Origin of the sequence: Salinisphaera hydrothermalis C41B8, assembly GCF_000732535.1 — a bacterium.
Taxonomy (GTDB): Bacteria; Pseudomonadota; Gammaproteobacteria; order Nevskiales; family Salinisphaeraceae; genus Salinisphaera; species Salinisphaera hydrothermalis.
In genome coordinates, this window is record NZ_APNK01000012.1 from 11,485 (window position 1) to 33,351 (window position 21,867).

The 21,867-nt window shown below is 65.2% G+C and carries 19 protein-coding genes; 9 read left to right on the forward strand and 10 right to left on the reverse strand.

Annotation, left to right across the window (positions count from 1 at the left end; translation table 11 throughout):
* Positions 1-18 precede the first annotated feature (18 nt).
* The 5 genes from C41B8_RS09615 to ppk1 all read right to left on the reverse strand — a co-directional run bounded on the left by C41B8_RS09615 (position 19) and on the right by ppk1 (position 6,501).
* Positions 19-1,200 (reverse strand): phospholipase D-like domain-containing protein, encoded by a 1,182-nt coding sequence (locus C41B8_RS09615; RefSeq protein WP_037337313.1) that lies wholly within the window; start codon positions 1,198-1,200, stop codon positions 19-21.
* A gap of 208 nt (positions 1,201-1,408) precedes the next feature.
* On the reverse strand, positions 1,409-2,425 hold the full coding sequence (locus tag C41B8_RS09620; RefSeq protein WP_051883346.1) for a hydrolase: 1,017 nt from the start codon (positions 2,423-2,425) through the stop codon (positions 1,409-1,411).
* A gap of 123 nt (positions 2,426-2,548) precedes the next feature.
* The gene (gene mtgA / locus C41B8_RS09625) at positions 2,549-3,256 is read right to left on the reverse strand and encodes a monofunctional biosynthetic peptidoglycan transglycosylase (RefSeq protein WP_051883347.1); all 708 of its coding nucleotides are present in this window, start codon (positions 3,254-3,256) and stop codon (positions 2,549-2,551) included.
* A gap of 6 nt (positions 3,257-3,262) precedes the next feature.
* On the reverse strand, positions 3,263-4,258 hold the full coding sequence (locus C41B8_RS20665; protein ID WP_198025137.1) for a lipid-binding SYLF domain-containing protein: 996 nt from the start codon (positions 4,256-4,258) through the stop codon (positions 3,263-3,265).
* A gap of 143 nt (positions 4,259-4,401) precedes the next feature.
* The gene (gene ppk1 / locus C41B8_RS09635; protein ID WP_051883349.1) at positions 4,402-6,501 is read right to left on the reverse strand and encodes a polyphosphate kinase 1; all 2,100 of its coding nucleotides are present in this window, start codon (positions 6,499-6,501) and stop codon (positions 4,402-4,404) included.
* 67 nt (positions 6,502-6,568) lie between these two features.
* On the opposite strand from ppk1, the gene C41B8_RS09640 reads away from it, so the two are divergent.
* From C41B8_RS09640 to C41B8_RS09650, 3 genes are all read left to right on the forward strand, one after another.
* On the forward strand, positions 6,569-7,405 hold the full coding sequence (locus C41B8_RS09640; RefSeq protein WP_037337160.1) for a PhzF family phenazine biosynthesis protein: 837 nt from the start codon (positions 6,569-6,571) through the stop codon (positions 7,403-7,405).
* The gene (locus tag C41B8_RS09645) at positions 7,402-7,779 is read left to right on the forward strand and encodes a DUF423 domain-containing protein (protein WP_037337163.1); all 378 of its coding nucleotides are present in this window, start codon (positions 7,402-7,404) and stop codon (positions 7,777-7,779) included. The genes C41B8_RS09640 and C41B8_RS09645 overlap by 4 nt, the downstream gene beginning before the upstream one ends.
* Positions 7,780-7,997: 218 nt before the next feature.
* Complete coding sequence (locus C41B8_RS09650) at positions 7,998-9,374, forward strand: purine-cytosine permease family protein (protein WP_037337166.1); 1,377 nt, start codon at positions 7,998-8,000, stop codon at positions 9,372-9,374.
* A gap of 22 nt (positions 9,375-9,396) precedes the next feature.
* Here C41B8_RS09650 and C41B8_RS09655 read toward each other — a convergent pair whose 3' ends face one another.
* On the reverse strand, positions 9,397-9,963 hold the full coding sequence (locus tag C41B8_RS09655; protein ID WP_232226037.1) for a TetR/AcrR family transcriptional regulator: 567 nt from the start codon (positions 9,961-9,963) through the stop codon (positions 9,397-9,399).
* A 275-nt stretch (positions 9,964-10,238) separates the two neighbouring features.
* Between C41B8_RS09655 and C41B8_RS09660 the strand changes: the two genes are divergently transcribed.
* The 4 genes from C41B8_RS09660 to C41B8_RS09675 all read left to right on the forward strand — a co-directional run bounded on the left by C41B8_RS09660 (position 10,239) and on the right by C41B8_RS09675 (position 15,423).
* Entirely contained in the window at positions 10,239-10,736 is a 498-nt protein-coding gene (locus tag C41B8_RS09660) for a (2Fe-2S)-binding protein (RefSeq protein ID WP_037337172.1), read from the forward strand.
* Complete coding sequence (locus tag C41B8_RS09665) at positions 10,733-11,794, forward strand: FAD binding domain-containing protein (RefSeq protein WP_037337174.1); 1,062 nt, start codon at positions 10,733-10,735, stop codon at positions 11,792-11,794. Before C41B8_RS09660 ends, C41B8_RS09665 begins: the two co-directional genes overlap by 4 nt.
* Positions 11,787-14,060 (forward strand): xanthine dehydrogenase family protein molybdopterin-binding subunit, encoded by a 2,274-nt coding sequence (locus C41B8_RS09670; protein WP_037337177.1) that lies wholly within the window; start codon positions 11,787-11,789, stop codon positions 14,058-14,060. The genes C41B8_RS09665 and C41B8_RS09670 overlap by 8 nt, the downstream gene beginning before the upstream one ends.
* 184 nt (positions 14,061-14,244) lie before the next feature.
* Entirely contained in the window at positions 14,245-15,423 is a 1,179-nt protein-coding gene (locus C41B8_RS09675; protein WP_037337179.1) for an acyl-CoA dehydrogenase, read from the forward strand.
* 84 nt (positions 15,424-15,507) lie between these two features.
* Here the strand turns inward: C41B8_RS09675 and C41B8_RS09680 are convergent, their stop codons facing one another.
* Positions 15,508-17,400 carry a methyl-accepting chemotaxis protein gene (locus tag C41B8_RS09680; protein WP_051883350.1) on the reverse strand — a complete coding sequence of 631 codons (1,893 nt, stop codon included), beginning with the start codon at positions 17,398-17,400 and terminating at the stop codon, positions 15,508-15,510.
* 180 nt (positions 17,401-17,580) lie between these two features.
* On the opposite strand from C41B8_RS09680, the gene C41B8_RS09685 reads away from it, so the two are divergent.
* Positions 17,581-18,411, forward strand: coding sequence for a DUF72 domain-containing protein (locus C41B8_RS09685; RefSeq protein ID WP_037337182.1), 831 nt, complete (start codon positions 17,581-17,583; stop codon positions 18,409-18,411).
* 21 nt (positions 18,412-18,432) lie between these two features.
* Here the strand turns inward: C41B8_RS09685 and C41B8_RS09690 are convergent, their stop codons facing one another.
* On the reverse strand, positions 18,433-19,380 hold the full coding sequence (locus C41B8_RS09690) for a DUF2235 domain-containing protein (protein ID WP_198025138.1): 948 nt from the start codon (positions 19,378-19,380) through the stop codon (positions 18,433-18,435).
* 163 nt (positions 19,381-19,543) lie between these two features.
* Here C41B8_RS09690 and C41B8_RS09695 point away from each other — a divergent pair, with 163 nt between their 5' ends.
* Positions 19,544-19,984, forward strand: coding sequence for an RlpA-like double-psi beta-barrel domain-containing protein (locus tag C41B8_RS09695; RefSeq protein WP_156962495.1), 441 nt, complete (start codon positions 19,544-19,546; stop codon positions 19,982-19,984).
* A gap of 18 nt (positions 19,985-20,002) precedes the next feature.
* Here the strand turns inward: C41B8_RS09695 and C41B8_RS09700 are convergent, their stop codons facing one another.
* A complete protein-coding gene (locus C41B8_RS09700) occupies positions 20,003-20,620 on the reverse strand; it encodes a LysE family translocator (RefSeq protein WP_037337184.1) in 618 nt (205 codons plus the stop codon).
* A 76-nt stretch (positions 20,621-20,696) separates the two neighbouring features.
* The gene (locus C41B8_RS09705) at positions 20,697-21,761 is read right to left on the reverse strand and encodes an aldo/keto reductase (protein ID WP_037337186.1); all 1,065 of its coding nucleotides are present in this window, start codon (positions 21,759-21,761) and stop codon (positions 20,697-20,699) included.
* Between the last annotated feature and the right edge of the window lie 106 nt (positions 21,762-21,867).

Here is a 21,867-nt window from a genome sequence, read left to right on the forward strand (position 1 = left end):
GGATCGTCGGGCGGGCGCTCAGGCCTGCGGGCTGAGTACCCGTCCGACGAGTTCGCGCAGCCGCTGCCACGGCCCGCGCCTGGACCAGGCCTGCGCGTCGACGCGTTCGGCCCGCGTCAGGTCGTGATCGTAGTTGTCCGACAGTTCATGGACCAGCGCATCGTCGACCACGGCCACCGCGATCTCGTCATCCTTGCCCATGGAACGATGATTGAAGTTGGCCGAGCCGACCACCACCAGTACATCGTCCAGCAGCACGATCTTGGTATGCAGCATCGTGGGTTGGAACCGATACAGCCGTACACCGGCCGCCAATAGCGTCGCGAACGTATCCTCGCCGGCCATGGTCGCCACGCGCGAATCCGTGTGCGGCCCCGGCATGAGCACTTCCACCACCACACCGCGCTCGGCCGCCGCGCACATCAGCGCGATGGTATCGGCATCCGGCACGAAATAGCCGGTAGCGATGCGTACGCGGGAACGGGCGATCGTCAGAACCAAGCGGAACAACGTGGCGATGTCGCTGTAGTTCACGGCGGCCGAAGTCCGGATGACCTGGGTCGCGGCATCGCCGGCTTCTGGCTGCGGCGCATAGGATCGGTGCTGCTCGAATCCCCGCTGACCGGCCTCGATCCAGTTCGAGAGGAACGCGCCACGCAGGCCGTCGAGCACAGGGCCGGTCATGCGGAAATGGGTTTCGCGCCATTCATTCGGATCACGCGCATCGCCGTCCCACTCCGAGGCAATGCCAACGCCGCCGGTGAAACCCACCCGATCGTCGACGATCAGGATCTTGCGGTGCGTGCGGTTATCGATCTGCCAGATACGCCAGCGTGCCTTCGGGCGAAACCAGGCGATCTCGGCACCCGATTGGGCCAATTGATCCAATACGGATTGCGGCATGCTGTGCGCCCCGAACGCATCGAGCAGCACGCGCACGGCAACCCCGGCGCGGGCCCGCGCGGCCAGCGCCGCGCCAAAGCGCTCGGCGATATCCCCCTGCCAGTAGATAAAGGTCAGGAAATCGATCGATGTCTCGGCCGCCTCGATGGCCTCGATCATCGCCGGGAAGATACGACAGCCGTTGACCAGCGACTGAATTCGATTGCCCTGGGTGAACGGCACGCCGAGCGCGGCCTCAAAGCAACGACGATAATCCTCGGCGGTATGCGGCGCGGGGGACGCCGGACGGTCGGTCATCGCGTTCAGTCGATCGTGGCAGATCGCGCCAGCATACGGCATGCGCTATCGTCCGGACGAGCGTATGGATACGGAGTTACAACGCAATCTGGCCCAATACGGGCCTATCCGAGCGGCCTATGCTCGATTCGGTCTCACCCCGATGCAGTCTCGTCGAGCGTGTATAGCCCGGCTGCGACGGCCGATACACACCTTGGCCGAAGCCTTGTCATCCGGCCTCGCCGACTGGGCTGTCCTCGGCAACCGGTTCGAAGCCGGGCAGCCGGCCCCGGAAGTAGCTCGGGATACGCTCCTCCAGCCAATAAACCGGCGCACCAAAACGGCCGGCGGACACGAAACCAACGTGGCCGCCGTGCTCCGACAGCTCGAAGCGGATCGTATCCGATAGTTCGTCGGCGCTCGGTACCACCTCGGGCGCCATGAACGGATCGTCGCGCGCATGCAGAACCAGCGTCGGCGTGCGAATGCGCTTGAGAAAAGACCGGCTACTCGAACGGGCGTAATAGTCCATGGCATTGGCGAAGCCATTGAGCGGCGCGGTGATTGCATTGTCGAAGCTCGGAAAATCGCGCAGGCCGCGCAAATCCGGCAACGGTCGCTCGATGATGCCGTCACGCACCTTGGCCTCGACGATCTCGCGCATCCCGTTGATCAGATGCGTCTGATACAGGCGAGAAAACCCTTTCTGCACTGCATATGCACAGGTCTCCAGGTCGTACGGCACGGACACGGCGACCGCACACGACAATGGCGAATCACTGCCCTGCTCGCCGAGATATTTCAGCAGGACATTACCGCCCAGCGAATAACCGGCGGCACCGATCGGCGCGCGCGGATAACGGGCGCGCAGGCGCTCCAACACGAGCCCGACGTCACCGGTCTCGCCCGAGTGATACGAACGGGACAAACGATTAGGACCCGCCGCGCCACGGAAATGCATCAGCACCCCGCGGGCGCCGTGGGCGGCGACCTGACGCAGCAGGCCACGGGCATACTTGGATTCCAGCGATCCATTGAGCCCGTGTAGTACCAGCACCAGCGGCGCGTCTTCAGCCAGATCGGCCTCCGGCAGCCAGGAGAGGTCGATGAAGTCGCCGTCGTCGAGTTCGAGCCGCTCGGGCTCGACCGCCAGCGGCGGCAAAGCCCGCACCTGAGACGCGAATAACGTCTGCGCGTGCGGGTTACGCAACCAGAACGCCGGTTTGAAATCGCTCGTTGTCAGCATGGGCAATGAGCCGGTCGGCGCCGGCCGGTATGGAAACGAAACTCGAAACCGCCCGGTTCCACGACCCGTGCGGCGATAGCCATCGCGGGACGGGCCCGAAGCGCTACCTGCATTCTACATCTATTAATTGTCCAGCGCGTCGTCGAGATAATGCGGCCCCAGATGCCGCATCTGACGCAGGATCCATGCCTGCCGGCCAGAGACATACCGACCGGGGTGCGCGGCATCATACTCGTCGGGGGCCGGGAGCACCGCCGCGAGCGCCGCGCATTCGCCGCGAGACAATTGGGATGCATTGCGGTGAAACAGTTGTTTGGCGGCGGCCTGAACGCCGAAGGCCGTATCGCTGAACTGGGCGATATTGAGATAGACCTCGATCACCCGACGCTTGGACCACAACAGATCCATCCACACCGTGATATAGGCCTCGATGCCCTTGCGGATATAGCTCTTAGCCGGGATCAGAAACAGGTTCTTGGCCGTCTGCTGGGTGATGGTGCTCGCCCCGTGGACGGCGCCCCCGTCGGCATTGTGTTTAAGGGCACGTTCGATTGAGGACCAGACGAATCCGTGATTGGACGGAAAGGTCTGATCCTCGCCGGCGACGGCAGCCAGCGGCATGCAGTCAGCAATCCGGTCGAGATCGACCCATTGATGAACAATCTCGCGCGCGGGATGCTGATTGTGAAGTTTGGCAGCCGTGAGCGTCATGAATGCGCTCGCCGGCGGGTTGATGACGCGGAAGATCAACAACACCGCCGCCGGCGCCAGGGCGACGACGACGGCGATGATCGCAATTTCGCGAAACGGACGTTTGATCAGGAACCGCAATAGACGCTACTGCCCCGTGCTGCCGTTCTGCTGGTTTTTATAGCTGCCGCTACCGTAATTGCCGCTGTAGTCCGAGGTCCCGTCGGCGTTGGTGCCGCCGTTACCGGTACTGCCGCCGTTCTGCTGTACGGTCACGCCGCTACCCGAGCCGCCGTTGTAGGGCCGGGTCTGGCCATATCCCTGCTGATTCGACGCGTTATCGGCATTGCTACCGGCGCCCGTATAACCGCTATCGTTGCTGGCGCCGTTACCGCTATTGCCGTTGGACCCCTGCGTGTTCGAATCGTAATGAAAGTGGTCGTTCGACGCCGGCATGTACTGGTTGAGCGTATATACGAATCGCTTGCCCGACGGCGGCAGGTCGTTGCTGTCACGCATGAGCAGCGTATGGGCGCTGATACCGGGCTTGTTGTAATACAACCAGTTCCAGTCTTTCTTGATGGCGATATGCGCACCGCTGAGCGACACGCCACCGAACAGGCCGCGCGAACGCGAGTAGGAATACACCTCGGCATCGAAGTCGCCGTTGGTCGAAGCACTCACCTTGCGACCGATCGGCCCGGCGGCTACAGACGCATCCGCGCCGAGGCTAAACTGGCCGTTGGCGATACGATCGATGCTGCGCTGCGTCTTGAATACCAGGATGATGTCGGTCGAGGACACGCCCGCCTGGAAGCCGATTGATCCGCCAGCGAGGCTGATGAAGGTCGGGTCCGACCACTTGCCGTCCGCGGTGCGCACCGACAGCACGCCGTCGCCATGCTCACCGGCGCCGATGAACCCGATTTTGAGTACGTTCGGAATGACGGCGATGCCGTAGGCCTGGCGCAGCAGCGCCGAGGGGATCTTGTTTTCCGGGATGTTGACGAACTGCTGGAGCACGCTGGTTGCGTCATCCAGCTTCTGTGCCTGATCACTGCCGGCGATCGCGGCGCTACTGGTGCCCAGGCCACCGGCGATGACGAGCATCATCCCGGCCAGTGCGGTCATCCATCGTTTCATGCTGGTCATTCCCTTCTTGAGAATCGAACCGCCGCGCGGTTCGTTGGATCGGGTGGCCGGCCGTGCCGAGCCACGAGTGTTAGGCCCTTATGCCTCAGACCACAAACGCCGATCTGGGTTCATAACCAGTCGTGATCGTGGTCCTATCCCGGTCCCTCCATGAGACGCTTCTGCACCGAAACAACGGGCTCATCCGCCGCTGGCAGTGCCCGTGTGTAACGTCCATCCTCGCCGAGCAGCCAAGCGCCGCTATTATCGGCCAGGTAGAGTCCCAGCTCGCGCTGGACACGATCATATACCGCCGGCGAGGTCACGGGAAAGCAGATCTCCACACGCCGGAAGAAGTTGCGGTCCATCCAGTCGGCACTGGACAGATACAGTTCGGGCTCGCCGCCGCCGGCAAAATGAAAGACCCGCGTGTGCTCGAGAAACCGCCCCACGATCGAACGCACGCGGATGTTGTCGGACACACCCGCGATGCCCGGGCGCAGACAACAGATCCCGCGCACGATCAGATCGATCTGTACGCCGGCCACCGACGCCGCATACAGCGCCCGGATCACGCCCGGCTCGACCAGCGAATTCATCTTGGCGACGATCCAGGCTGGCCGTCCCGCCGCTGCGGCGTCCGCTTCGCGCGCAATCTTGGCGATGATCGCATCGTGCAATCGGAACGGCGCATCGACGATGCGCTCCAGCCCGCTGACCTTGCCCAGGCTGGTGAGCTGCAGAAAGATTTCGTGCACATCGTTGCCGAGCGCCGGATCACAGGACATCAGCCCGTAGTCGGTGTACAGGCGCGCGGTCTTGGGATGATAGTTGCCGGTGCCGACATGCACGTAGTTATGCAGCCCGTCGGCCTCACGCCGCACGATGAGCGTCATCTTGGCGTGCGTCTTGTAGCCGACCACGCCGTAGACGACGTGGGCACCGGCAGCCTGCAGGCGGTTGGCGAGCTCGATGTTGTCGGCCTCGTCGAAACGCGCCCGCAGCTCGACCACCACGGTCACTTCCTTGCCCGCGCGCGCGGCCTCGACCAGGGCATCGACCACGGCCGATTTCGGCCCGGTGCGATACAGCGTCTGCTTGATCGCCAACACCTTGGGATCCGATCCCGCCCGGCGCACGAAATCGATCACCGGCAGGAAGGAATCGAACGGATGATGCAACAACACATCGCCGGCCCGGATTTCCGCGAACAAATCGCCCGATGGGGCCAACGCATTCGGCAGACGCGGGGTGAACGCCGGGTATTTCAGATCGGGCCGGTCCACCGTGCTCTGCAACGACATGAGCCGGTTGACGTTGACCGGCCCGTTGACCTGATACAAATCCTCACGGGTGAGCAGGAAGCGCGCGAGCAGATAGTCCGACAGCTCGACCGGGCAGTTGTGGGCCACCTCCAGGCGAACACAATCGCCATAGCGCCGACCTGGCAGTTCGCCTTCGACCGCCCGTAGCAGATCGTCGACTTCTTCCTCGTCCACGTACAGATCGGAATTGCGCGTCACACGGAACTGGTAGCAGCCCTGTGCCCGCATGCTGGGGAACAGATCTTCCACATGCGCGTGGATGATCGACGACAGAAACACGAAATCGTGCGACCCGCTGTCGGTTTCAGCCTGGGGCAACTGGATGATGCGCGGCAGGGCGCGCGGCGCCTGCACTACGGCATGCCGGATCTTGCGCCCAAACGCATCAGTCCCGTCGAGCGAGACGATGAAGTTCAGCGATTTGTTGAGAATGCGCGGAAACGGATGGGCCGGATCGAGCCCGATCGGGCTGATCACGGGCAGCAGTTCTTCCTCGAAATATTCGGCCAGCCAGGCGCGTTGTTTCGGGTTCCATTCGGCACGCCGCAGAAAACGAATGCCCTCGGCCTCCAGCGCCGGGATGATCTCGTTGTTGAGCGTGGCGTACTGGTTGTCCACCAGCGTATGCGCGCGTTCGCTGATCGCGCGCAGCACATCGCTGGGCGTGCGATTGTCCGCCTCCCCGGGCGTATCCAGCAGTTCGGCTTTCTGCTTCAGCCCGGCCACGCGGACTTCGAAGAACTCATCCAGATTGGTCGAGGAAATACATAGAAACTTCAACCGCTCGAGCAGCGGCACCGATTCATCCTGGGCCTGCGCCAGGACGCGATCGTTGAATTCGAGCAGCGACAACTCCCGGTTGATGAATAATTCCGGCGCGTCGAATTCATCCGGCGTGGGCACAGCCGGCACATCGGCGGTTTCGGTCATGAGAAACTCTCCTCGTGCGATTACGGTAGCCGCAGCCACCTGACAAACCACATTACATGACACCTTTATGACAATCGGACGACAGCCGCTGACGTTTCACCAGGTCGACGCCTTCACCGACCAGGTCTTCGCCGGCAATCCGGCCGCGGTCTACGTGCTCGATGCGTGGCCCGACGATCAAACGCTGGCGGCGATCGCGGCCGAGCACAATCTCTCGGAGACCGCGTTCGTCGTGCCGGGCGCGGGCGGCCGCCACGAGCTACGCTGGTTCACGCCCGCGGTAGAAGTGGAACTCTGTGGTCATGCCACGTTGGCCAGTGCACACGTGCTGCTCAACGAAATGGACCGCTACGAGGCCCCACTCACCTTCGTGACCCGCTTCGCTGGCGAGCTCGGCATGAGCGCAAGCGATGACCGGCTCTGGCTGGACCTGCCGGCCCGGGTAGCCCAGCCCGTTGATCACGATATCGCCGATGTGGCGGCCGCGCTCGGCGGCGAGGCCACAGCCTGGTATGCCGCCACGAACTATCTGGCGGTCTTCGACAGCGCCGCCGACGTCGCCGCACTCGAGCCCGACATGCGCGCCCTGGCGCGGTACTCGGCACAGACCAATCTCGGCTTCATCGCCACCGCGCCGGCCGATGATGGCCAACACGATTTCGTCTCGCGCTATTTCGCGCCCGGCCATGGTGTGGATGAGGACCCCGTTACCGGTTCGGCCCACTGCACGCTCGCCCCCTACTGGGCCGAGCGCCTGGGCAAGCGCGAACTCGCGGCCCGACAGATATCGGCGCGTGGCGGCGAGCTGCTCTGCCGCGTCGACGGCGATCGCGTGCATATCGGCGGGCAGGCTGTGACCTTTGCCACCGGCACGACATTTCTCGACCCGGGAACCCGAACATGATCCGGATCACGCTGATCTTTGCCGCGCTCTACGGCGGCCTTGCCGTCTGTCTCGGCGCGTTCGGGGCGCATGCCCTGTCCTCGCATCTATCGAAAAAAATGCAGGACGTTTGGCATACCGCCGAGCAGTATCAGTTCTATCACGCCCTGGCGTTGCTCGCGCTCGGGGTGTTGATGCGCACAGGCTTTACCGGCGCGGCCATGTCCACAGCCGCCTGGTGCTTCATTGCCGGCACCTTCATTTTTTCCGGCAGCCTCTATCTGCTGGCCGGCTCGGGGGTAAGGATTCTTGGCGCAATCACGCCGATCGGCGGTGTTCTGCTCATCGTCGGCTGGGTCGCGCTGTTGATTGGCGTCTGGCGGGCCAGCAGCTGAGTACGGCCCCGACCGGCCCAGATGAGGCGTCCTCACGCATGCCCCGAACCCCCGTTTTCGATGCCTGGCGACCGCGACCGCACCTCGGTATCCCCAGGCCGCGGACCGGCGTTCATGGCTCGGAATTTGCTTTTGTAGAGGCGCCGCCGGCGTGAACGCGGACCGCGATATAACCGTTTAATTCTTCAGCCAAGATCACAGCCCTGGGGAGACAGCGAGTGGCAAACACGGCACCGAGTAGCGACGAGCCGGTACGCCCCGGCCTCTATGGCGATCGCGTGGTCGCCGTGGAACCGGGCGGCATCGAGTTCATCCCGGCCAGCGAACGCCACGGTCGCCCGTCGCAAATGCTCTGGACGTGGATCGCACCGAATCTGGAGTTCGCTACCGTCTTCATCGGCGTGCTCGCCGTCGGCGTCTTCGGCCTGCCGTTCTGGCAAGCGGTCGTCGCGCTCACCATCGGCACCGCGCTCGGGGCCATCGCACACGGGCTGCTCTCAGCACGCGGCCCACGCTACGGCGTACCGCAGATGGTGCTGGGGCGCGCTGCTTTCGGTTACTGGGGCAATCTGTTGCCTTCCGGGCTCATGGCCATCACGGCGGGCATTGGCTGGTTCGCCGTCAACAGCGTCAGCGGCGCATTTGCCCTGAGCGCGTTGAGCGGGCTGCCCGCGCTGGCGAGCCTGGTGATCATTGTCGTCATCCAGATCGCGATCGCCTTTTTCGGTCACAACCTGGTGCACGCCTTCGAGCGCTACGCCCTGATTTTTCTAGGCGTCGTTTTTGCCATGTCGTCGTTCGTATTGCTCGGCAAAACACAGCCCGCCGCGGCAACCCATCCACTGCCCGGCAGTTTTCTGCTCACGGTCGGCACCGCGTTCGGCTATGCGGCCGGCTGGAACCCCTACGCCGCGGACTACACGCGTTATCTGCCCGAAAGCGCCAGCCCGCGCGCCGTCGGCGTGTCCGCCGGCTTCGGCCTGTTCATCGCCTGCATGGTGCTGGAAATCGCCGGCGCCGCCTCGGTGACCGCCGGCGGCACGAGCGCTACGAACCCGGTCAGCGCTTTCACCGGCCAGTTGCCAACCGTGCTCGCTCACCTGACGCTGCTGGCCGTGGCGCTGGGCGCTATCGCGGCCAACGTATTGAACACGTATTCCGGCGCCATGGCCTTTCTCACCATGGGCATCAAGCTGCCGCTGAAACTGCGCCGTGCCGTGGTGGCCCTGCTCTTCGGTGCGATCGGCTTCCTGCTCGCCTGGTCGGCGCTGGCCGACGCCGGTACCGAATACACGAATTTTCTTCTGATCATCGCCTACTGGATCGGGCCCTGGCTGGGTGTGTTCTTCGCCGACCAGCTCATGCGCCGCGGCCAGCGCGTGGACGCGCACCTCTACGACGCGCATTACCGCAACCGCGCAGGCCCCGTCGCCATGCTGATCGGGATGGTCGTTTCGATCCTGCTGTTTTCCAACCAGGAGCTATTCGTCGGCTTCATTGCCCGGCAGGTGCCTGAAATCGGCGATATCACGTTTTTGGTGGGGTTCGTCCTGGCGGCAGGCCTGTATGTGCTGCTGCGCAGAGGGCCCGACTAGATACCATCTAGAACGTGTTCCATTACGCCTTGGGCGCGCCCTGCCCGTCGACGCACAAGCCATCGACCAACAGATCGGTGAGCCGACGTACGCTGGCTTGCCAGCCGGGCTGATCCTGAAGCAGGCACATGCCGACCACCGCATGCAGCAATTCTTCCGCGCCGACATCGCTGCGAATCCGGCCGGCCGTCGCCGCGCGATCGAGCAAGCGTGCCAGGGCTTCGGTCAGCCGGACCGTCAGATGCGAGGAGATCGCCTTGGTCCGGTCCGCGGTGAGCGCTAACGCACCGGCCATGCCTTTCTTGGTTGCCACCAACGATACGAACGCCGCCAACCATTCGCGTAGGGCCGTAGTCGGCGCATCGCGTTGCGCGAGTGTGTCGGCCAGCTCCACGAGCTGCAGGACCGCGCGTTCGTAGACCGCTTCGTACAACGCCTCGCGGGTCGGGAAGTGTCGATACAGGGTACCGATGCCGACGCCGGCTTCCCGGGCCACGGCTTCGCGGCTGGCCGTGGCGCCGCCTTCGGCAAACACGGTCGCCGCGGCTTCGAGCAGCCGTTCACGATTGCGCCGCGCATCCGCTCGCATTCGACGTTGGTTTGTCGCCGGTGGCTTGTTCATTGCATGCCTGATCGAGCCTGTTGCAAAACGGAGGACGTCCTCCGTATATTCCAATAACCCACAACCAATCCACGCCGGAGCCGTGCATACTGCCTCTGCCGGCTGGATTCGGCTTTACCGGGCGTTGCTGAGGTTTCGTACGATCCTGCGCCAAGCCCGACGGGCTTAGGCTGCCAATCGCGACGCGGCCGCAAAACGCCCCGGAGGCCATTGTCCTCAATCTCACCGATCGGAGCCAATACATGAGCCTGCCCCTGACGCTGACGATCAACGGGCATCGCCGGGCCATCGAGCTCGACGACCCGCGCGTCACTCTGCTCGATTTGCTGCGCGAGCGGCTACAACTCACCGGCACCAAGAAAGGCTGCGATCGCGGCCAGTGCGGCGCCTGTACCGTCCTCGTGGACGGTCGGCGCGTCAATTCCTGTCTCACGCTTGCGGCGAGCCTTGACGGCGCCACGGTCGAAACCATCGAGGGCGTGGCCGACGGCGCCGATCTGCATCCGGTGCAGGCCGCCTTCATCGAACACGACGGCTTTCAGTGCGGCTACTGCACGCCGGGACAGATCATGAGCGCGATCGGCCTGATCCGCGAAGGCCGGGCCGGCACCGACCCCGAACGCGTACGCGAAAACATGAGCGGCAACCTGTGTCGCTGCGGTGCTTATGTCGGCATCACCCAGGCCGTGCTGGATGCCACCGCGCGCATGCCCGCGTCCGAGCCGGAGACCTCGTCATGAATCGATTCGAATACATCCGTCCGGCCTCCGTGGCCGAGGCCGCGGCCGAAGTGGTGCGGCCCGGCTCGGCGCTGCTCGCAGCCGGCACCAACCTGCTCGACCTGATGAAGGCCGACGTCATGCGGCCGACGCGCCTGATCGACATCACCCACCTGCCCGATCTCGACCAGATCGAGACCATGTCAGACGGCAGCGTGCGCATCGGCGCCATGGTCCGTAATGCGGATCTGGCGTTCGACGACGGCTTCGCCGCGACCTTCCCGGCCGTGGCCGAAGCGCTGTTATCCGGCGCCTCACCGCAGCTGCGCAATGCGGCGACCGTGGGCGGCAATCTGCTACAGCGTACGCGCTGTCGCTACTTCTACGACACCGCCAGCGCCTGCAACAAGCGCGAACCCGGCGCCGGCTGTGATGCCATCGGCGGCGAGAACCGTGGCCATGCGATCCTCGGCTGGAGCGAGCACTGCATCGCCACCCATCCCTCGGATTTCTGCGTCGCACTGGCTGCCTTCGGAGCCACGGTCGAGATCGAAAGCGCGAACGACTGGCGCTGTGTGCCGCTGACCGATTTCCATCGTCTGCCCGGCGACAACCCCGCCCGCGAGAGCGTGCTGGAACCCGGCGAGCTGATCGTGGCCGTGCGATTGCCGGCGGAGGCGGCGGCATTCGCCGGCCATGCCCGCTATCTCAAGGTCCGCGAACGCACCTCCTATGCCTTTGCTCTGGTTTCGGCCGCCGCCGGCCTGGATCTGGCCGACGATGGCACCATTCGGGCCGCTCGCATCGCACTCGGCGGCGTGGCGCCCAAGCCCTGGCGGGCCCAGGCCGCCGAGGCTGCGCTGGTCGGCGGGCGGCCGTCGCCCGAGCTGTTCGCCGAAGCCGGCGCCATCGCGCTGGCCGACGCCCGGCCGTCCGGCGATAACGCATTCAAGATAGAACTCGGCCGCCGGGTAGTCGCCCGGGTGCTCACCCATGCCGCCGCCGGCACGCCCGAGACGATGCCGGCCCTGCCCGCCTCGCCGTTCGCGCCCGTCACCGGAGGCCCTGCTCATGTCTGAGATCACGTCCATCCAGTCGCCCGCTCGACGGCAGACCCAGACCAGCATCGGCGAACCGATCACCCGCACCGACGGCGTGCTCAAGGTCACCGGCACGGCCACCTATGCCGCCGACAACCACCCGGCGAACCTGCTGCACGCCGTCATGGCGGTATCGACGATCGCCGCCGGCCGCGTGACGCATCTCGACGTCGACGCCACCAAGGCCCATCCGGGCGTGGTCGACGTGATGACGCCGGATCATCGCCCCGAGCTCGCCAAGGACCCGGACGAGCGAGACGATCCGTTCATGTTCCGGCTCGACCTGCTGCAGAACGACCGCGTGCGTTATCCCGGCCAGCCGATCGCCGTGGTGATCGCCGAGACGCTGGAAGCCGCCACCGAAGGCGCGGCGCTGCTGGCGCCGCAGTACGAGGCCGAAACACCGCGGATCGGGCTGAATGCCGGCGAAGCCTTCGTGCCGGATGGCGTCGGCCCCGGCGAGCCGGCCGAAGCCGGTGTCGGCGATATCGAAGCCGGCCTGGCACGCGCCACGCGCCGCATCGACGCCGTCTACGAAACCGCACCGCAGTACCACAACCCGATGGAGCCGCACGCCATCGTCGCGGCCTGGAACGGCGACCGGCTCACGCTGGACACGCCCAGCCAGGCCATGGCGATCGCGCGTGGCCGCGTGGCCGGCCTGTTCGGCATCGACGCTGAAAACGTGCATATCCGCAGCCCGTTTCTCGGCGGCGCCTTCGGCTGCAAGGGCATGATTCTCTCGCCGCAGGCGCTCGGCATCATGGCCGCGCGCATGACCGGCCGGCCGGTCAAGCTGGTGGTCCGGCGCGAGCAGATGTTCGGCCCGCTGGGCCATCGCGCGCCGACCCGCCAGACGCTCGCCCTCGGCCTGGACGACGAGGCGCACCTCACCGGCCTGTCGCATCACGTGCGCACCGCCTCCAGCGTGTTCGACGATTTCTTTGAGCCGGCCGCGGGCGTGTCGCATACGCTCTATGCCAGCCCGGCGATCCATACCGCGCATGACGCTGTCCGGCTGAACACCGGCACGCCGCTGTTCATGCGCGCCCCCGGCGAGGCCACCGGCTCGCTGGCACTGGAATCGGCGATCGACGAAGCGGCCGCAGCGTGCGACATGGACCCGCTCGCCTTCCGGCTGGCCAACTATGCCGAGGTCGAGCCGATCTCGGGCAAACACTTCTCGTCCAAGCGCCTGCGCGATTGCTACGCCCAGGCCGCCGAGCGCTTCGGCTGGGCAAAGCGCAGCCGGGCACCGCGCTCGATGCGTGACGACAACGGCCTGCTCGTCGGCTGGGGCGTGGGCACCGCCACCTTCCCGGTGGTGATGTTCCAGGGCCATGCGCGCGCCGTAATCCGGGCCGACGGCAGCGGCCTGGTCGAGACCGGCGCCCACGACATGGGCCAGGGCGCCTGGACGGCGCTCGCGCAGATCGGCGCCGACAGCCTCGGCCTAGAACTCGGCCACACCACATTCCGCGCCGGCTCATCGGACCTGCCGGATGCCGGCGTGGCCGGGGGCTCCGGGCATACCGCCACGGCTGGCAACGCCATCCACAACGCCGGTCGCGACGCGATCGACAAGCTGGCCGAGCTGGCAATCAACGATCAAGCCTCCCTGCTCTTCGGCGCGGAACGGCGCGACATCGTCGCCCGAGGCGGGCGCCTGGTCCTAAGCGACAGCGAGGCCCGCAGCGACAGCTATCGCGATATTCTCGGCCGCGCCGGACTGGCCGAAATCGAAGGCCGCGGCACGGGTTCGCCCGACCAGACCGCGCAGGAGCGGTTCGCCATGCATGCGCACGGCGCGGTGTTCGCCGAGGTTAAAGTGGATCCGGATCTCGGCCAGATCCGCGTCACCCGTCTGGTCGGCGCCTTCGCCGCCGGCCGGGTGATCAATCCGCGCATGGTCGAGAGCCAGTTCTTCGGCGGCATGATCTGGGGCATATCGTTCGCCCTGCATGAACAGGCCACGATCGACCGCCGCAGCGGCCGCGTGATGAATGCCGATCTGGCCGAATACCATATCCCGGTCAATGCCGACGTGCCCTCGATCGAGGCGATCTCCGTGCCCGAGCAGGACCGCCATATCAACGCGCTCGGCGTGAAAGGCGTGGGCGAGATCGGCATCACCGGCACCGGCGGTGCGATCGCCAACGCAATCTGGCACGCCACCGGTGTACGCCCTCGGCGTTTCCCGATCGGCATCGACGATATTCTGGCCGGCGAGGATGGCGGCGCCTGACGCCCTCGGCGTGATCGTCAATCAAGGCTGCGCCGAGATCGGCGCGGCCTTTTCGAGATCGCCGGCCCGACAGCGCAGCGGCGCGAAGATGACGGCATGACCCGCGGCCAGCCGAGCGGGCATTGGGTCGGGGTGGCATGACGTGTTAGCTCTATCGTTGTAAAAGACGATGAGGAGCCGCCGCATGACCGATTTTCGATGGGACGATCCGCTGGGCCTGGCGACACAGCTCACCGAAGCCGAAGGCGAGGTCCGCGATCGGGCCCGCGCGTATTGTCAGAGCCGGCTCCAGCCGCGTGTCTACGCGGCCTTCGAGCGCGGCCACTTCGACCGCGACATCATGACCGAGATGGGCGAGCACGGCCTGCTCGGCGCAACGGTCGCCTCTGAATACGGCGGCGGCGGGCTCGGCCATGTGGCCTATGGCCTGATCGCGCGCGAAGTCGAACGGGTGGATTCGGGCTATCGCTCGGCCATGAGCGTGCAGTCGTCGCTGGTCATGCACCCGATCGAGGCGTTCGGCAGCGAGACCCAGAAACAATATTATCTGCCGAAGCTCGCACGCGGCGAGTTCGTCGGCGGCTTTGGCCTGACCGAACCGGAGGCCGGCTCCAACCCGGGCGGCATGACGAGCCAAGCGGTCAAGGTCGACGGTGGGTATCGGCTGACCGGCGCCAAGAAATGGATCGGCAACAGCCCGATCGCCGACGTGGTGCTGATCTGGGCCAAGTCCGAGGCGCACGGCAACAAGATCAAGGGTTTTCTGGTCGACCTGCCGACCGCCGGCTTCACCGTGACCGAGATGGCCGGCAAGCTGTCGCTGCGGGCCTCGATCACCGGCGAAATCACGATGCATGAGGTGTTCGTGCCGGACGACGCGATGCTGCCCGGCGCCGAGGGCTTGTCCGGCCCGTTCGCCTGTCTCAACAAGGCCCGCTACGGCATTGCCTGGGGCACGATGGGCGCCGCCGAAGCCTGCTGGCATCGCAGCCGAACGTATGTCCTCGAACGCGAACAGTTCGGCCGCCCGCTGGCCGCGAACCAGCTGATCCAGAAGAAACTCGCCGACATGCAGACCGAGATCGCGCTCGGGCTACAGGCCGCGCTCCAGGTCGGCCGCCTGCTGGATCAAGGCGAGGCTGCGCCGGAGATGATCTCGTTGATCAAGCGCAACAACTGCGGCAAGGCCCTGGAGATCGCCCGCGCCGCCCGCGACATGCACGGCGGCAACGGCATTCTCATCGAATACGGCGTGATGCATCACCTGCTTAACCTGGAGAGCGTGAACACCTACGAAGGAACGCACGACATCCATGCGTTGATTCTCGGCCGCGCTCAGACCGGAATCCAGGCCTTCCAATAGCAATCGCTCCGCGCGGCCGCTGGAATGACGGCAAAGCCCCCGGGCCGGCGTCGTACGCCGGCCCGGACGTCCTGACGGCCGATACTATGAGACCGTCACGGCCGGCTCGGCCCAGTCCCCCATGGCGGTGCGCGTCGATGCCGTATCGCGGTCCGGCTGGGCCGATTCGCCGTCGGCCTCGCGCAAGCGGAAGGCCGCCACGCTGTCGGCGAGCTCGCGGGCCTGTTGATGCAGCGCTTCGCTGGCCGCGGCCGATTGTTCCACCAGCGCCGCGTTCTGCTGGGTCATGCCTTCGAGCTGTGACACCGACTGGCTGACCTGACCGATGCCGGTCGCCTGCTCGGCCGCGGCACTGGTCAGTTCGACCAGCATGCCGCTGACCTGTTCGATGCGCTGGACAATGCCCTGCATGGCCTCGTCCGCCGCTTCGACTTCGCCGACCCCGACATCGGTCTGCTGTCCGGCATCGGCGATCAATGTCTTGATCTCGCTGGCAGCCTCCGTGCTGCGATTGGCCAGCCCCCGGACTTCTTCGGCCACGACAGCAAAACCGCGACCGTGCTCGCCGGCACGCGCGGCTTCGACCGAGGCATTCAGGGCCAGCAGATTGGTCTGGAACGCGATCGAGTCGATCATCTCCAGAATGCCTTCGATCTTGCGGCTGGAATCCTGCATGCGCTGCATCGCCTGGCTCACCGCCTGCATGCGTTGACCGCCCTGTCGGGCCGTTTCCGCGGCCTCGCTGGCGACATCGCTGGCCTGGCGCGACGACGCCGCCGAATGCTCGACCGCGCCGGAGAGTTCCTCAACGGACGCTGCCGACTCTTCCAGCTGGGCGGCAGTTTCTTCGGTACGTTGCGATAAATCCTGGCTGCCCTGACTGATCTCGTCGGACGCCGTGCGCACCGATTCACTCGTGCTGCGCACATGCAGCAACACAGCATTGATGCGTTCGACGAAGGCATTGAACGCGCGGGCGATCCCGGCGATTTCATCGCGCCCGGTCACCGGGAGGCGGCGCGACAAGTCACCCTCGCCCGAAGCGATATCGTCGAGCGCATCGCGCACATTGGCCAGCCGCCGGAAACTCGGGGTCAAACAGGCCCACAGAATCGCCGCGGCGATCAGCGCCGTGATCAGCAACGCGATCAACATAGTCTGCGCCGCGCTGTACAGCCCGGCCAGCGCCTCGCGCTGGTTCATGGCGATCACCAGCGTCCAGTCCGTGTTCGGAATGGTCTCGGCCAGCACGCGTTCCTTCACGCCGTCGAGACTGACCCGGCGCACTTGGCCGCCGGCTGCGGCCTGGTGAATCCATTGCGGCGTGAGCGTCGAATCGATCTGAGTCGCGGGTTTCAGGGCCAGCTTGGTGTCGGGATGCGCAATCACCGTGCCTTTCCCATCGACCAGAAACGCGTAACTATGCGCGGTCGGCTTGATCGCATTCACGTTCGCGACCACACGGTCGAGCGGCATATCCGCGGCCACCACGGCGGCCAGTTGACCATTGTTCATCACCGGCGTAGCGAACGGCACCACCAGCTTGTGGGTCGCGGCATCCATGTAGGGCTCGGTGGCTACGGTATGGCCGGCCTTGGCCGCCTGCTTGTACCAGATGCGCTGCGTGGGCTTGAAGCCGGGCGGCGGCGTCCAGTTACTGCCGGAAACGAACCGCTCGTCGGGATAACCGGCATAGACCATCGAAAACTGGCTGGCCTTTTGGATCAAGGCCATAGCCGAGGCCGCGTCGGGCCCGAGCGCGCGTTGCCCGATCGAGGACACCAATCGTTTTTCGGTATCGCTCCAGGCGGCAATTGCCATGACATGGCCCATGGCGATGGACTTCAGATTATCGGCGATGCTTTGATTGTTGTACGCGCTCATCACGCGCCAGGTGGCCGCGCCAATCACCAGCAGTGACAACACGATGATTGCAATACAAATCGCCAGAATACGAGCGCGGAGGGATTGCCGCATCAAGGACCTCGAACAACGGATGGGGGAAAGCAATCCCGTTAACGGCAGCGCGCCCACGGTCTTGAGGGGCAACTGGAACCGATCCCAGGCGTTCCGACACGCGGGTTTTGCCAGGCGACTCCTGATGCTCGCGTCGCCGCGGGCTCGCGCTGCATGGGCGCTTCACACTCCGAGATCCCGATGTCGAACAACGATCCCGATAAGCCCGGCCGCATTCGCTGCGGCATCGGCGGCTGGACCTACAAACCCTGGCGCGGCACGTTCTATCCGAACGATCTACCGCAGAAGCAGGAGCTCGCCCATGCGGCGAGGCGGCTGCGAACGATCGAAGTCAACGGCACGTTCTATCGCACTCAGAAGCCGGCGACATTTGCTCGCTGGGCCGCGGAGACGCCGGCCGATTTCGTCTTCTCGCTGAAGGCGCCACGTTATGTCGTCGGCCGGCGCGATCTGGCCGCGGCCGGCGACGGCATGACGCGGTTTCTGGAATCGGGTATTACCGAACTCGGTGACCGGTTGGGCCCGATCCTGTGGCAACTGCCTGCCGGCAAGACCTTTGAACCCGATGAATGGGGGGCGTTCCTGGAACAGCTACCCGCCGCCCAGGACGGGCTCGCGCTGCGCCATGCGGTGGAGCTACGGCACGCGAGCTTCGTCTGTGACGAAGCGGTTCGGCTCTGTCGCGCGGCCGGCGTTGCCATCGTGTATGCCGACAGCGACGATTATCCGGCGATCGCCGACCCCACCGCCGATTTCGTCTATGCCCGGCTGCAACGCGGCGATACGTCGATCGAGACGGGCTACAGCGCAGCCGCGCTCGATGCCTGGAGCCAACGCGCCACGACGTGGGCACAGGGCGGCCTGCCCGACGATCTACCCTGTGTCGACCGGGAGTTCAGCCACGACACCACGCCGCGCGACGTCTTCGTTTACTTCATCCGCGAGGGCAAGCCACGCGCCCCGCAGGCTGCACTCGCGCTCCAGCAGCGCGTAGAGCGAATCGAGGGCTGAAAACGGCGCGTTCCGAGTCGCCTACCGGCCGGGCAGATTACCGGGCGCATAGGCCGGGCACGCCTGCATCCGCGTTCGAACGCTCGCATGGATCGACGCATTCGGCGGCACGCGACGCCGATGCCGGCCAAGCCATCGCCAGCAGCCGACATAGGAATCATGCCGACGGCCGAGCGCGTCGCCCGGCCGGTCTGGATCCGCGTGGGGTGCAAGATGCAGACCACAGCGCCGGGCCTGGCCCAGCATCCAGTAGAGCGTGATGTCGGCCAGCCCGCGATCGCGATAGCCGCCGCCGATGTCGCTGTGCACCCCCGCGAACCAGACCTGATGTATCGACTGGTCGGCCTCGGGTTCGGCCCATAACGTCGGTTCAAACGCTGCGCGTTGTTCGTCGATCGCCAGGGCCTGTGCCGCATGCGCGACCCCCGGACTCAGGCAGCGATCATCGAATCGATGCCAGCGCAGCAAAACGCCGAGCGCGGCTACGGTATCCCAGACGCCGACGAAATGCGGCCGGCATACGCGCGCGTTGTCATATCGCGACAATGCATCCGCGCCGTCGACCAGATAGGTCTCGACAATACGCTCGAGCTGTCGCGAATCGCCGGGCTCCGGCAGGCCGCCGGCATCCAGCAGCCGCGCCAGCGAGCGCGCGGTGAAGGCACCACGACTGAAGCCGAAGATGAAGACGCGATCGCCGGGCTCGTGCGTCTCGACCACGTAGCGATAGGCTCGCGTCAGGTTCTGCGCCAGGCCGTAGCCGAATGCAGCCCCGAGCAGCTTGCCGAGAAACGTACCGATATTCACGGAAAACAGGTTGGCGCCGAACGTCCCCACACCGGGCTCGTAGAAGGTGCGCTGCCGATCGCTGTCCCGCTCGCTCAGACGCAGCAGGTGCACCACATTGGTGGTAACCGAGCCGAACTGGTCGTTGGTGCCGTCGCAGAAAATCGCGATGTTCTTACTCACGACAACCCCGAACCGGAAGACGGCTCTCAGCATGGCCGCGTACGCCGTCCCCGCCCATTCGCAATGACAGCCAGACAGGAAAGGGAATACCCGGAGCCAACTCGCCGGCGTCGGCCCGCGCCGGTGTATTCTCAAAATCCGGCTCACGGCGGACATAACCGCAATGCCTCGATCTTCACGCACGCTCTACCGCCCGACCGCGTCGCCACCACCCTCGCGCCGTTCCTCTTGGCTGGGCGTGGCAGCGGTCCTCCTCGGAGCGTTCACTGCCTCGCCGGCCCTGGCCGGCGATCATTCGACCGTGGTCACGGTCACGGCCTATAACGACGTGCCAAGCGAAACCGACGACCATCCGCATACGGGCGCCTGGGACAATCACCTCGGCCCGCATACCGTGGCCGTCTCACCCGATCTGGTGGCCCGCGGTCTCCACGACGGTACCCAGATCGCCATCGCGGGCTATCATCACGATTTCGTGGTCCGCGACAAAACCGCCGACGACGTGCACAACACGGTCGATATCTACATGGGCCGTGATGTCGACAAGGCCCGGGAATTCGGCGAGAAGCGATTGCGGATCTGGTGGTATACGCCCGACAAGTGACACCGCCTCGCGGGCCGTTCAGCGAATCAGCGCGAGTCGCAGCCCCAACATCGTCAGCAGCGTGCCCATGACCGTATCGATGCCGCGCCGCGCCCGGGCATAGACCCGTTGCACCCGGCCGAGCGAAAACGCCAGCGCCACCACGACAAACCAGCCCAGAGCGGTGCCGGCCGCCAGCGCGATCGTGGCACCGTAGACCCAGTCCGGCGCATGCGCAGGCAGGATCGTCGCAAACAGGCTGCTGAAGAACACCGCCGATTTCGGATTGGTGATGCCGATCAGGAAACCGCGCTTGAACGAGCCCGGCCTGGGCGCGGCGCGCATCGGTGCCACCGTGGAGGGACGGCGTCGCCAGGTCGTCACCAGCATGCGAATGCCGAGATAAATGAGAAACGCGGCGCCCGCCAGTCGTACCAGTTCATAGAGCACGGCAATACGAGACAGGACGAAGGCCAGGCCGGCCACGCTCAGCGCGGCCCAGAGCGTGATCGCGGTGGCGATCCCGCAGGCAATCCGCAGCCCCGAACCTCGATCGGTGAGCGCATGTGACGTTACGGCGACGAAATCCGGCCCCGGGCTGATACACCCGAGTAGCAGCACGGTAGCCAGTGTTGCGAGTTCCGGAGCGAAGGTCATGAGCGGCCTGGCCCGTTGTTTGCTCGAACGTTAGCCGGGCCGCCCATGGCAGGTAAGGCCCGGCTCGCAAGACGGGTCAACCTCGCTTGGATTCGGCCAACTGCTCGCGGCGATAACCGCCCTGGCGCTCCAGCATCCAGCCCGGATATTCGGCCGGCAGTGCGCTGACTTCATTCAGACGCGCGAGTTCGTCGTCGGACAGCTGGACTTCGGTAGCCGCGATGTTATCGGCGAGCTGATCGGGCCGCTTGGCGCCGATGATCACGCTGCTCACCACCGGCTGGTGCAACAGCCAGGCCAGCGCAATACGGGCCACCGAGACGCCCTTGGTGTCGGCGATCTGGCGCATCACGTCGATGCAGTCGAAGCCGCGCTCGCGATCGACCGGCGGGAAATCGAAGGTCGTACGCCGGCTGCCGGCCTCGCCCTCGGTTTCGCGATCGTACTTGCCGCTGAGCAGGCCGCCGGCGAGCGGGCTCCAGACCATCAGCCCCAGGTTTTCGCTTTCCAGCATCGGCGCGAGTTCGCGCTCCAGATCGCGCCCGGCCAGGGTGTAATACGCCTGCAGGGATTCGAAGCGGTTCCAGCCATGGCGTTCGGCAATGCCGAGCGCCTTGACGATCTGCCAGGCGGCCCAGTTGGAGACGCCCACATAGCGCACATGCCCCTGCTCGACCAGGTTATGCAACGCACGCACGGTCTCCTCGATCGGCGTGGCCGGATCGAAGCCGTGGATCTGGTAGAGATCGAGATGATCGAGCTGCAGCCGCTTCAGGCTGGCCTTCACGCCTTCCATGATGTGATAGCGCGACGCACCGCGCGTATTCACGCCGGTCGCGGCCGGGCCACTGCTCTGGGTCGGCCCGAACACCTTGGTGGCCACCACGACCTCGTCGCGCGCCACGCCCAGATTCTTCAACGCCTGTCCGGTGATGATCTCCGACTGACCTTCGGAATACACATCGGCGGTATCGATGAAGTTGATGCCGGCATCCAATGCCTGGCCAACCAGCTTTTCGGCATCGGCCTGCTGCAGATCGCCGATCTGGCTCCAGACCTCGCCCTGGCCGCCGAAGGTCATGGTGCCGAGGCACAGCTCCGAGACGAACAGGCCGGTGTTGCCCAATTTGTTGTAACGCATCGCAAACCTCGATTCGGGAAATGACACAGCGATCGTTTCAGTATGCAGCTAACACGCGTTCGATGGCCGCTCGATTCGATCGCATCCATGCCCGATCGTCCAAGAT